The organism is Streptomyces violaceoruber, assembly GCF_033406955.1.
Classification (GTDB): Bacteria; Actinomycetota; Actinomycetes; order Streptomycetales; family Streptomycetaceae; genus Streptomyces; species Streptomyces violaceoruber.
On sequence record NZ_CP137734.1, the window covers coordinates 5330272 to 5342846 of the forward strand.

The following is a 12575-nucleotide window of genomic DNA, read 5'->3' on the forward strand; positions in this document are numbered from 1 at the left end:
CCGCGGTGTCAGGCTTCAGCCCCCGGTGAGGGGCGCGAAGAATCCCAAGGAGGGCGCATCCGGCGTGCCGACGAGCAGCGCGCGGTCCAGCAGGATGTTGTTGTGCTCGCAGCTCGTCTCCGGGAGCATCACGCAGGCGTGACAGGCGGCGAGGTTCGTCTCGGTCGAGCGCGCCGCGTCGGCCTCCATGCACAGAGGGTCGGAGGAGCACCACTCGGTGCGGCGGAGGGCCGAACGCACTGTGCTGTCCAGGAATTCCGGTTCGCCCTGGACGACGAGACCGCCGAGGCTGCCCGCGGAGTCGCTCGTCGCCGTGTAGATGAGCATTCCGGCCATGTCGTCCGCCGCGTACAGACGCTCGCGCAGGGAGGCGGACGGGTAGCCCGCCTCCAGGCTCCACTCGTTGATGAGGACATGGGCCAAGGTGTGCACCAGCACCATGCGAGGTGTCGCCGGGGACGACACGGCCAGGTTCGGATCGTCGGCCCGCTGATCGAGTACCCGCTGATGAGCGGTACGCATGCGCTCTACCCGGGCCGCCACCTTCGGCGCCTTCTCCCAGGCCTCCAGGCGGCTCTCGTCCAGGCGCAGGAAGACGCCCTCACCCCGGACCTCCATGGCCGGCAGCCAGCGCAGCGGCTTCTGGGAGAGCGGCATCTCCTTCGGGTCAGTCGTCGACTCGGCGTCGAGGAGACGGGTGAACGCCTTGAGGGCCCGCACCTCGCGCAGCTTCTTGACGAGCATCGGGCCGGTGATCCCGAGGGGCTGGAGCACGCTGGGATCACCGAGCGGCGTCTCGCAAACGAACTGCTCGTCACGGGACTGCTCGCTCTCGTCATTGCCGGAGCGCAGACGCTCGTACTCCTTGTTGCGCAGGGCGCGGTAGCGGTGGTCGAAGGTGGGTGCCGTCTCGCCGTCCAGGTCCTCCTCTTGTTCGGCGTCGAGCAGAGTCAGAATCTCTTCCAAGGGCAAAGGCCACTTGTCGTCACCGAACACAGCATCGAGATAGCCCTCGATGCGCGCGGGGTTGTCGTACTTCCTCAGCTTGGACCAGTGCGCGGCGAGTGGATCCGCACGGCCGCTGCTCCATGGGGGGATGGAGAGTGCCGACTTGAGCACCGGCTGCCACACCGACGAGGAACCGCGTTGCAGGGTGCGCACGGGAAGCCCGCACCCGGCCGGGTCCGTGGCGGAAAGGCCGAGCCACGGACGGGCGCCTTGGCAGGTGAGACGCAGGTCCTTCAACGCGTTCCGGCGGAAGGAACCCTCCATCGAGACCTCGGGCACCTGACCACAGGTGCAGGAGATGACGATGGAGCGGAGTGAAGAGGTGCGCCCGGTCGTGCGCATCCTGAGCTTGCCGCCGCACTTCCCGATCCTCGTGGAATCACGGTCGGGCGAGCGGTGCACCCACTGCCAGTAGGGGAACTCGTCGAGGTGCCCCGCCTCGCAGGCGACGACGAAACGGGAGGGGACGAGGTCCACCTCGCACGTGCCGCAGACGCTTCGACCGGCCGGCGGTGAGAAATCGCGGTGGGGCTGCAGGTCGTTGCACTCCGGACACGAGTGCATCAAGGGGAAGCGGCGGACCCGAAGGCCGTCCTTGCTGGTGTCGTCGGACGCCGGCGGCAACCGGAAGAAGTCGACGTCCAGCAGCCGGGCCAGTCGCCGCTCATGGACGACGGGTGACTCGTCCTCGCGCCAGCTGCGGTCGGCCTCGTCCAGGCCCGATACGACGAAGGACTCGTGGTCGACGGCGATGAGCGACCCGACGCCGTACGTGCTGATCGCCTGGGCCCGGCGGACCGTGCCGCGGCGGGGCAGGTTGTGGGACGGGGCGGTGCCGTTCGCAGCGTTCCGACGACGGCGGGCGGGGGGCGGGGTCATCGGTTTCCCTCCATGAACAGGGCGGACTCGGCGTCGACATCGCGCAGGCTCCACAGAGTGGGCCACGCCTCGCGGTCCTCGGACTCGTCGTCGTACGACTTCAGGATCGAAGGGGCGCGGCTGCCCCGCTTCGGTTCGAAGAGCAACTCGCCGTGAATGTCGGCCTCCTTGCACCACCAGTCGACGAACTCGTCGAAGCCCTGCTCCACGGCCTCGGCCTCCGAGGGAGTGACCGCGCGGACGCGGTCCAGGAGCAGGGACCTGATGCGGCCACGAAGGGTGGGCTCGTAGGTCTCGACCTGACCGGCGCCCCCGTTCGGGCGGGCAGCCGGGATCAGGATGCGTGCGAGAGCGACGATCACCGCGTGCAGTCCTCGTTCACGCGCGCGGGCGGAGAACGGGGTCACTGAGGTGGACTCGACCTCGCGGTAGAGGGCCGAGTGGTAGTGCTGGAAGTTCTCGTAGTGCGAGCGGTCCCGGGCTCGCGCCGAGTTGAGCATGATGGTGACCAGGCCGGGATGGGCGCGGCCGACTCGGCTCGTGGCCTGGATGTACTCGGCGGTCGTCTGCGGTTGGCCCATCACGGCCATCAAACCGAGCCGGTCCACGTCCACACCCACCGCGATCATGTTCGTGGCGAGCAGGACGTCCACGGTGTCCTCGTCCGGGAGCCTCTTCTCGATGCCCTTGAGGCGCGTGGGGATCTCGCTGGCGTCGATCCGGCTGGTCAGCTCCGAGTAGTTGGCCACGGAGCGCACGGCCACGCCCTCGCGGTCGGCGAGCAGCTCGAGATAGGCCACCACGTCGTCGTGGACCTGGAGCTCGGCCGCGGAGAGCAGCCGCAAGCTGTTGAAGTAGCCGATGAGGCTCCAGTAGGCGTCGCGCACCTTGTCGTCGGTGTCCGCGTGCATGGCCCGGTGCAGCAAGGTGGCGTACGTGCGGATCAACAACGTGGACTGACTGGTGCCGGGTGCCAGGAGCCCGACGTAGCGGCGGCTCGCCTTCTCCTCGCGAGGGGTCTCCACCGCGAACCACGAGTCGCGGGAGTCCAGGCCGGCGGGCGGGAACTGCCGCACCTCGCGCGCGAAGAGGTGGCGGCCCTGGTCGGCGGCGCGACGGATGGTCGCCGTGGAGGCGATCACCTTGGGCCGCTCGGCCAGCGCGTCCACCGCGGTCTCGTAGAGGCCGGTGAGGGTGCCCAAGGGCCCGGAGATCAGGTGGAGCTCATCCTGGACGATCAGCTCGGGGGGAGGAGTGCCGTCGGTCGGGTCGTCCAGGTTGAACAGCGCGGAGGTCGCGGGGCGCCACGGCATCGAGGCGAACTTGTCGACGGTGGCGATCACCAGCGTCGGACGTGCGTCGTACACCGCCTCGTCGATCAGGTGGACGGGAAGACCGCCGGAGAAGTCGCAGTCTGCCCCGGGGCAGCGGATGTACATCCGCTTGGCGTCCTCGTCGACTCCGTAGTCCCGGGCGTCGAGCCGCGTCCCGCACCAAGGACAGGCGTGCAACTGAACCGGGTTCTCGGTGGCGAGACGCTTGTCGAGGTCGGCGCGCAGCTCGTCGAGCCTCCCGGCGGCTTCGGCCAGCGTGTTCGGGGTGGCCGAGCGTCCCACCCACATGCCGACGGAGAACGGCTCGTCGCCCAGCTCGGGCGTGTGGCGCCTCATGTGTTCCATGGCGCACAGCAGGATCGCCGCTCGTTCGAACTGCTGCAGAGTGAGCAGCCGCAGCGTGTAGCGCATGAGGACGGTGACACCGCCGCCGTTCGCGCCCTTGCGGATACGACGCAGGAAGGACGTCAGGGCGATCAGTCCGAGGTAGGCCTCGGTCTTGCCACCACCGGTGGGGAACCAGAGCAGGTCGGAGATCTTCCGATCGTCGTGCTCGGGGTCGTCGATGCCTGCCATGCAGAGCAGCAGGAAGGCGATCTGGAAGGGGCGCCAGCGGCCGGAGGACGGGTCAGGGCTGCCGACGCGTCCGCCCTTCACCCAGGCGCTGCGGGCCCGCTGGTCGGCCATGGCACGGTTGGCGAGCCGGAACGCCCGCATCAGGTCGGGCTTGGCTCGCAGCAGCTCGATGCCCTCGCGGATCCGGCCGAGCGCCTCGCGACAGACGTCCACCTGGTCCCGGGCGGGCTGTTCGTGGGGACTGCCCGCCAGAGCGACGGCTTCCGCCGACTTGCGGGCGATCCAATCCTCGTACCCCGTGGCCAGGGCCTCCAGCGCGGCCAGAACGTCGGTGTCGGGCTTCTCGGCCAGTCCAAGCATCGACAACGACGAGCTGTCGATCTCCGGATTGGAGTCGGTCAGCAGCACCTCGACGCTGGGTACGAATTCGCTGCGTACCTCGGGAACGGCGGCCTTGCGGGTGTCGGTCATGCCGATCGGCGACGGAACCCAGTCCCAGCCGGCGGCGCAGCCGTGGCCGATGGCGAAGGTCGGGGCATGGCGGTGCAGCAGCCGACTGGTGGCGATCTCCGGGTCGGGGGCCGCGTCCGGGGCGGGGCGTTCGACGAAGGCGCTGGAGCCGTCGGCGGCCCAGACAACCAGGCCGCACTGGAACAGGGCGAAGGCGTCCTGAAGGTCCCGCTCACCGACCTTTTGCAGGTTGATCAGTGTGACCGTGACAGTGACCGTGTCGCTGACCGGATCGCGGCGGCGGACGATGACGTGCAGCGCGACCTTGTCCGGCACGAGGTCGATCACCTCGCCCGGGGTGGGGGCGGTCACGTCGATGCTCCTCTCGGGGAGTTCGAGCTCCTTGCGCCGCCACCACTCACGCTGCTCTGCGACGGTCCGGGCCTCGGCGCGGCGGGCGGGGACCGGGTTGCCGTCCGCGTCGGTGGGCTCGTAGACGGCCGCGCGCGTCGAGACCACGATCGTGCTGCCTCTGCCCGGGTCGACCGCGAAGGTCAGGCCCATGGAGGAGGGGCGCCTGTCGCCCGAGACACCGGCTTCCTGCGCGGCACCGGACTCCTCGGTGTCCTCCCGGGCCGGAACGGGCGTCGCGTCCAGGCCGTCCTGCTCGGCGGCGTTCTCGGCCCTTCGCTCCCGCGAGGCACGCGGATACAGCACGCCGGTCAGGTAGCGGTCGATGGGCGCGTCCTGGGCGAGGACCTCGTTCCGGTCCTCCGGTGCCGCGTCCTCGGCGGGGCCGAAGAGTTCCCTGCGCAGTCCCACGAGGAGTTCCTCGTCCCGCACCCGATAGTGCTCGGAGTGCCGACCTGCCACGTGCGTCATGCGCCCTGCTCCTCTACGTTGTCAGCCCGTCGAAACATGCCGATGCCGGTGATCCGCGGCACGGTCCACACGCCTCGGTCGCCCAGGCCGGCGTTGGCACCGGCAGCGACGCTGCCCGTCACCGTCTCCAAGGTGTCGATCCGCAGGCCGCGGATCTCGTCGGGCCACCACGGGTCCCAGGTCCGGTTCACCTTCTGCACCCGGAACAGTTCCTGCCGGAACCGCTCCGAGGCCTCGCCTATCTCCCGTCCCCGGTGCAGCAGGGCGTACGGCGGGCTCTGGGCCTCGCCCACCGGCAGATCGTGACGCTTGCGCAACAGCACCTCGGAGCCGGGGCCGACCTCGTGCAGGAGGTAGGTCTGGGTCGCCACGGCGTCGGTCGCGTGACCGGGCGGGTTGTCCCGGCACACGTCGCCGGCCTCGGCCACCACCCCGAACCTGTCGTACGACCGCCACCCGCCGACGAACCGCCGACCGGTCGTGCGGTTCCCGGCCCTCTTGATGATCGGCAACTCGGGGGAGCGGACATGGTAGATGTCGTGTCGGGCGCGAGTCATCGCCACGTACAGGGCGCGGGCCTCCGCCGGGAGGTCAGCCTCGGTGCCGTACTGCTTGCGGAGTTCCGCGACGGTCGGTGGGGTCAGGACGATCACCCGGTCGAACTCCAGCCCCTTGGCCCGGTGCACGGTGGAGACGACGATCCGCGCGGTCTCCGGGTCGGCCGCTTCGTCGGGGAAACGGCCGTCGGCTACCAGGCGCCGCAGCCGGTCCAGATCGAGCGCGGTCCGCCCGGGTGAGCGGGTCGCGCGGCGCAGCACTGCCCACAGGGCGTTCGCGTTCGGTGTGTGGGGGAGCGGAATCTGTTCCAGCAGCGAGCGGAACCGTTCCTCGGACAGGCCGGTCGCCTCGGTACGGCGCAGCATCTCGGCCACCCAGTAGGGCACCGGCCGCTCCTCGAGGGGGCGGCGCAGTCGATGTCCGATGCCGTTCTCGTGGAGCAGTCGGGAAACCACCAGGGCCTGCCGGTTGTCGCGGGTGAGGATCGCGCAGGTTTCGTCGAGGTCCCGCAGCCCCTGGAGCGTGTACTCGTCGGTGAGGTCGCCCAGTGAGTTCATCGGATCCAGAAGGAGGTCGCGCAGTTCCTCGTAGAGCGTGGCGGCCTCCTCCTCGTCCCGGACCCGCTGGAGCCGCGGGCCGTGCTGCAGCGCGACGCGTGCCTCCGGGGTGACGGCCCGGAAGTTCTCGGTGAGGCGCAGCTCCACCAGGTCGTCGAGGAACGAGCGGCGCAGCCACTCGAAGAACCGGCCGGTCTCGGCGTTGCGCTCGACCGGGTCCTCGATCTGGAAGCCGTACACCGACTGGGCGGCGTCACCGACCACGGTGAAACCGCAGGTCTCCTGGTAGCGGTCGAGCAGGGCCTCCACCAGTTCCCGGCGGTCGCCCAGCAGGTCCTGCACCTCGTCGATCACCACGTGGGAGGGCGGGACCGAGTCCCCGGCCTCCAGCGCGCCCTCCTCGACGGCCTCGGCCGCGGCCCTGATTCGCTCGTCGAAGGTGGTCACGGTCCAGTCCCGGTCCGGGTGCGCCTGGAGGAGCACCCCGTACGCCCAGGCGTCGAAGGTCTGGGCGCGCACCCGGCGGGCCCGGTCCCCGTGCCGGGTGATGCGCTCGCGCAGCTCACGGGCGGCCGCCCGCGAGAAGGTGAGCACCAGGATGTCGGCGGCCTCCAGCGCCTCCTCCGGGTCCTCGTGACCGCACAGTGCGTCGAGCCGACGCACCAGCGTGTGCGTCTTCCCCGCGCCGGCCCCGGCGGTGACCAGGACCCGCGCGTCCCAGAGCTGCTTGACGACGGCCCGCTGCTCGGTGGTGAGCTGCGGACTGTCGAGGTAGACGTCGGTCACGGACGGCTCCAGAGGTGCTCGAACTGGGTGAAGGCCAGCGCGGTGTCGAAGTTGGCGATGTTGTCGTCCACGTTGAGGATCAGGCAGGTGTCCTTGCCGCCGTTCTTCGGACCGCGCAGGCCGCGGCCGATCATCTGCTGGTACACGTTGGTGCTGTAGACCGGCCGCGCCACCACCACGACCCGGGTCGCGGGGGCGTCGAATCCCTGGGTCAGAACACCGTAGTTGGTGAGCACACGGATGCGGCCGTTCCTGAAGTTCTCGATCCGCGTCCGACGGTCCTGCCTACTGGTCGTCGAGTCCACGGCGGCGGCCGGAACATCTCGGTCGTTGAGCATGGCCGCCAGGTACTTGGCGTGGTCGACGGAGGTGGCGAAGAGCAGCGTCGGCCAGTCCGACGGCAGGTCGGCCACCGAGTCGACGATGCGCATGCTCCGCTCGTGGTCGTCGGCGAGTCGCTGCTCGGCGGCACGGGACAGCACCGCCATGCGTTCGGCGTGCGTCTTCTCGTCCTGGTTGAGCACGATCCGACCACCCTCCAGGGTGCGGTGTTCGACCTGGGCGAGCATGCCCCATTCCTGCAGGTCGCGGTACGGGTTGCCGGAGGGGAACACGCCTTCGTCGAGGCGGCGGTTGCCGAAGCGAGTGATCAGCCGGCGGGTCTCGTCCTCGTTGGTGTTGCGGAACGGGGTGGCCGTCAGGCCGAGCAGGTGCCGATGCGTCTCGTACTGGGTCAGGCCCATCAGGCCGAGGATTTCCGTGTACCGCTTGGAGATCGCGGTGTGTGCCTCGTCCACGATCACCAGGGCGGGCTCACGCAGCCACGCGTACTGATCGGTGCCCAGGCACCGCTCCAGCTTCGCGTCCGTGGCGACCACCAGGTGGGGGCGGTCGACGACGTTGCCGACCTCGTTGGTGCTCCACAAGCGACTGATGGTCAGCGGTCGCTCGGCGCCGACCTTGCCCCAGACGAACTTCCAGCTCTGTACCGCTTGCTCGCACAGTTCCTCGGTCTGCGCGATCCACAGCAGAGGGCCCTTGAGATCGCCGACCCGCTTCACCCAACGGATCACTGCCTCGGCGGTGACCCGTGTCTTGCCGGCGCCCGTCGGCAGCGACAGCATGCCGCGCTGCGGGGCGAGCCGGTCGAGCAGGGTGGAGATGTTCCTGACCAGATCCTCCTGGTAGTCGTGGAGCCTGGGGAAGTCCCGGGGCCCTTCGATCGTTTCGGAGGAAGGTGGCGACGGAGTCCTGGAACCGGCGAACGTCACGGGCAGACGCAGGTCGGAGACGAATGAGATGGCGGCGGACGAACCTCCGTATCCCACCGGCGCGTTGGGGAAGCGCGCCTGGATGTCCCGGGCGTGCTGCTGGAGCACCCCGTCGCCGTGCGCGTTGAACGCCATCTGGGCGATACGGCGCCCGGACGGCTCCGCTCCGCCGGTCGCCTGCAGCTCGGCGTCCATCAGCCCTTCGGGCAGGCCCGCCCTGAGAGCGTCGGCCCCGATCAGCAGCTCGAGTTTGATCACGACGTCCTCGGCGTCGCGCACGGCCTTCTGCGCCGCCTTCAGGGCACTGTCCTTGGCCATGCGGTCCTGGTGCTCCAGCACCGCGCGGCAGCCGGCCGCGCCCAGGCCGAGCCCGAGCTCGCGGTCGATCAGCCGCAGCATGGACTCGGCCTCCCGCGGCACACGGATCTTGACCGTGCTGCCCTGACGCACGGCGTCCAGGGGAGAGGCGTGCGTACCGTTGGGCGTGCGCGTGACCTCCTCCAGTTCGGCGCACCGCTGCACCATGCTGTTCCGGTTGCCGGCGCCCAGGCGCTGCCGCAGGGCGGGGAAGAGCTCGACGAGGGGAACGGGATCGCCCTCGGGCACCTCGCGGGTCTCCCGACTGATCACGTCGGCGTAGCGGAGCATGCCCCACTTCTCGACCATCAGCTCGGCGTCCTCGGCGGTCGGCACGAGCAGGGCGGGCAACTGCTCGGCACGCAGGGCCCGGTACTCGGCGGCGCCCACGGCGAGGGTGATCTCGTTGTCGGGGCGGCCGCCCCAGGTGTCCCCGATCCGGCAGCGGGTGAGGGAGTCCTCGGGAAAGTCCGCCCCGAACCTGGTCAGCATCACGTAGGTGGCGCCGACGAAGGAGTCGTCCTCACTGCGGGACACCTCGTCGAGGAGCGCGACCCAGCGGTCGGCGGGAACCTCGTCGACGGTGATCGGCAACCGCAGCTTGCGGGCCTTCTCCGGAGAGATGTCGGCGACCGGCAGCACATCGCGATAGGCGGCGAGCTGGGGGCCGACGGCCTCAGTCAGCGGCTTGAACCCCTGGGAGGTGGCGACCCTCCCGTACTTGCGCAGCATCCAGCGGATCGGGGACATCACCGCTTGTCGAGTGCCGGCCTGGGCGCCGAACTGACGCGTCCAGTTGTCCACCACGGCGTCGTCGGGGAGCGCCTTGAGGAAGGCGGCGCGGGACTCCTCGGACAAGGCACGGAAGAGATGCAGGGGACCACCGATCGCGGCGCCCTCGACCTTCATCCGGTTCAGCGCGGGGCGAGGGGCACGGCTGTCCAGGGAGCGCAGGTAGGAGGCGTGGACTGCTGCCCGGTACTCCTCGAACCAGGGCTCGTCGGGCCGCGGTTGCACACCGCCGGCCGGACGCTCCCGCAGGCCGATCTGGGAGAAGAAGGACGTGTCGTCGGAGTGGAACGTCATGTCGACCGCGACACTCGGGTCGCGCTCGGCGTCGACAACGACACCCGGCAGCATGCAGTCCGCGACCGACCGGAAGTGCTTGTCGGCGGTCCGTACCCGAAGCGTCGTGCGCGGGTCGGGCACGCGCTCCAGGACCTTGTGGGCAAGCCGACGGATGCCGGCCTGACGGAACAGTTCCCAGAAACGCTCCCAGTCCGACTCTCCGTAGTGGTCGAAGCCCTGATCGAGGACGCTGGCGAACCGCCCCTCGACGTCGGCCTCGCGGATGCCGAGGACGTTGAGCGCGTGCGCCAGCGACGGGTCTTGGGCGAGCTCGTCGACGACGTACACCGTGGACTCGCGCAGCCCGTCCTGGTGCTCGGCCCGACGGAACACCTTGCCGTGGACCGGAGCGACGAGACCGTGCTCCTCGGTCAGTACGACGCGGGCCTTGCGGGCCTCGTCGGCGAAGGAGGAACGCTTCTCGATCATGTCGGCCAGGATGCGGACGGCCACCGCCGACGCCTCGGCGGTGCCGGTCGCGACGAGGGCCTCCAGCCAGTCGCGGACCCCGGCCCGCTCGTGTGAGGCGGCGGTGAGGATGTGCTCGACCTTGCCGGAGCGCAGGACATCGGCCTCGACGCTCGGGTGCAGCCAGTTCGAGGGGCGCCCGGGGCACTCGTGCCACATCCGAAGCCATCGCGTCAGTTGCTTCAGATCCCTGTCCAGCCTGGGGTGTACCCGGAGTTGCTTCGGGGCACGCAGGACGCCGTCCTGGTCCGGCAGCGAAGGGCTCGTGGCGGTGCGGGCCCAGATCTCGCGGGTCAGGAACTCGTCCGCCCAGCTGATCGACTCCTTGACACGGCCGGGCAGCAGGGGGAGATAGGCGGCAGGGTCCTCGGCCGGGGTCAGCCCGGGGAGCGAGTCGACGACCAACTGCGCCGACACCTTGATCATCTCCTGGTTGAACGGGGAGGAGTCGAGCAGATTCTGTCGGTCCTCGTTGGTCTTCCACGCCCCGTTGAGGATGCCGCTCAGCGACGTCTCGTACTTGGTGGGAAAGAAGGACCAGAACTTGCCCCGACCGCGCGATCGAGGGCTGACGTACAGCCCGCTCTCGGCGTCCCGTTCCAGAGCGGGGACGGCCCACGACAGGTCGAGCGCGACCCGGTCGTGCAGCTCTCCGGCGTCCGCGCGGGCCACGGGGCCCGGCTCGTGCGTGGTGGTGAACACGCGCCACCGCTCCGTGGAGAGCGCCTTCCCGGTGCGCTCCTCGGTCACGGTGTGCAGGTCGCCGGACTGCTCGGCGGTCAGCGTCCGGCGGGCCATGGGGCGGGGGCGGTGGTCCTCCAGTACGACCTTGGCGACGTGCGGCGAGAAGAGCTGGAACCCGACCGGGAACTCCTCGCGGGGCTCACCGTGGTCCTTGCCGCGGTTGCCGTGCATGTCCTTGCCCAGCCGGTCGTCGGCCTTCGGGAGCAGAGGGAGCCGGACGACCGTCGTCGCCCAGGTCAACAGCTTGTCCAGTACGGAGTCGGAGGCGCGTTCGGACCGCATGTCGAGCGGACGGGCCATCCGCAGGACGGGGGCGTCGAACCCAGGCCCGTAGCGCTCCGTCACACCGGGCACGGACTTGATCTCCTCGTACGACCAGGCGCGGTCGAAGCCGAAACTCCCGGTGCGGCTGAAGAATTCCGGAGCGTCGGTCACCACGAGGACCGACTTCACCCCGACCCCGAACCGTCCGATCTGCCCGCCGCGCTTCTTCGACATACTCATCCGAAGGATGGTCTCCGCGCCTTCCGCGGTCACCGGACTTCCCTCGTTGGCGCAGTACAGGTGGGTCTCCGTGAGGACCACATGGACCCGTCCGCCGGGCTCGTTCGCGATTTCGTCGGCCGCGTTCTGTACGAGCTCGAAAAGCTGGCGGTCACCGTATCCGCCCTGCGTGATACGACGCTCGCCATTGGCGTGTTCGGCCACGAGACCGGGGTCCACGGCATACGTCTGCAAGACGCGGGAGGACTGTTCGAGAACGGTATCGATCACTGCTGAGGACGAGGACGACACGATTTCTACTCCTGGTGTCGAAGTGGGCGAGAGTCTGAGCTACGGGCCGGCTCGCCGGCTGTGTCGAGCTGCCCGTGGTTCGGCGTGCGCTGCTGTTCGGTGCGTCCGACGGAGGTTCGGGAGCACCGGGTTCAGGCGGGCGACGTGGCAGGTCGTCAGGTTGTGGGGCGGCTTTCGCCCGGCAACTCCTGGACGGCCTTCGCCAGGTCGGGGAATCCCGCGAGGAAATCGTCTTCGGACAGGTCGTGCCGGTTCAAAATGTCGGCCACTTCAGCCTTGCTCGCCGCAGTCCGAATGTGCGCGTCGATCTCGCTGCACTCCCGCAGGGAGAGCAGCAAGGGAATACAGTCGTCCTCGTTCAAAGAGTCCCACCCCTGTCGATTCATTGCTTTGCAACCGTTAAAGGGGTGTCATCGAGCCACGCCCCATGAAGTGAAAGGTTCCTGCTACGGGACTTTCTCCCGCTGGTCACGCTATCGGCTGGATCTTGTGGGCGGCCAGCCTTTTCCGAGAACGTTTCTCCGTGCGCGTGTCCGCCTTTTACGGACGCACTTCCTCCCCGGCCGCACGGTCCCCCCGACTTCTGGTTCCCGAGCGAGTTGGCTATTCCAACGTGGCGAACATAGCCGGGTTTTACGGCGTTGGCAACCCAACTTCCGTGTTCACGAGCGGAGTTCGAGACTCCCCTCTCACGGCAAGGGGCAGATGGTGTCATCGGTGGTGAAACGGATCAATCGGACAGGGGTGCGAAGTCATCGAGCCCTCCCTGACCGGTTAACTGT

Annotated in this window: 5 protein-coding genes; all 5 read right to left on the reverse strand. The window is 69.2% G+C overall.

Annotation, left to right across the window (positions count from 1 at the left end; all coding sequences use genetic code 11):
* Positions 1 to 15 precede the first annotated feature (15 nt).
* Positions 16 to 1887: a DUF1998 domain-containing protein gene (gene drmB, locus R2E43_RS23835; protein ID WP_193484895.1), complete on the reverse strand. Its 1872-nt coding sequence runs from the start codon at positions 1885 to 1887 to the stop codon at positions 16 to 18.
* The gene (locus R2E43_RS23840) at positions 1884 to 5129 is read right to left on the reverse strand and encodes a helicase-related protein (protein WP_093456236.1); all 3246 of its coding nucleotides are present in this window, start codon (positions 5127 to 5129) and stop codon (positions 1884 to 1886) included. The genes drmB and R2E43_RS23840 overlap by 4 nt, the downstream gene beginning before the upstream one ends.
* Positions 5126 to 7030: a UvrD-helicase domain-containing protein gene (locus R2E43_RS23845; RefSeq protein ID WP_173668730.1), complete on the reverse strand. Its 1905-nt coding sequence runs from the start codon at positions 7028 to 7030 to the stop codon at positions 5126 to 5128. Before R2E43_RS23845 ends, R2E43_RS23840 begins: the two co-directional genes overlap by 4 nt.
* A complete protein-coding gene (locus tag R2E43_RS23850; RefSeq protein WP_093456234.1) occupies positions 7027 to 11793 on the reverse strand; it encodes a DEAD/DEAH box helicase in 4767 nt (1588 codons plus the stop codon). Before R2E43_RS23850 ends, R2E43_RS23845 begins: the two co-directional genes overlap by 4 nt.
* A gap of 155 nt (positions 11794 to 11948) precedes the next feature.
* Positions 11949 to 12155: a hypothetical protein gene (locus R2E43_RS23860; RefSeq protein ID WP_128146053.1), complete on the reverse strand. Its 207-nt coding sequence runs from the start codon at positions 12153 to 12155 to the stop codon at positions 11949 to 11951.
* Between the last annotated feature and the right edge of the window lie 420 nt (positions 12156 to 12575).

Excerpts from the sequence above, each read along its gene's own strand:
- R2E43_RS23840 (WP_093456236.1), bottom strand. The coding sequence starts at position 5,129 with ATGACGCACGTGGCAGGTCGGCACTCCGAGCACTATCGGGTGCGGGAC.
- drmB (WP_193484895.1), bottom strand. The coding sequence starts at position 1,887 with ATGACCCCGCCCCCCGCCCGCCGTCGTCGGAACGCTGCGAACGGCACC.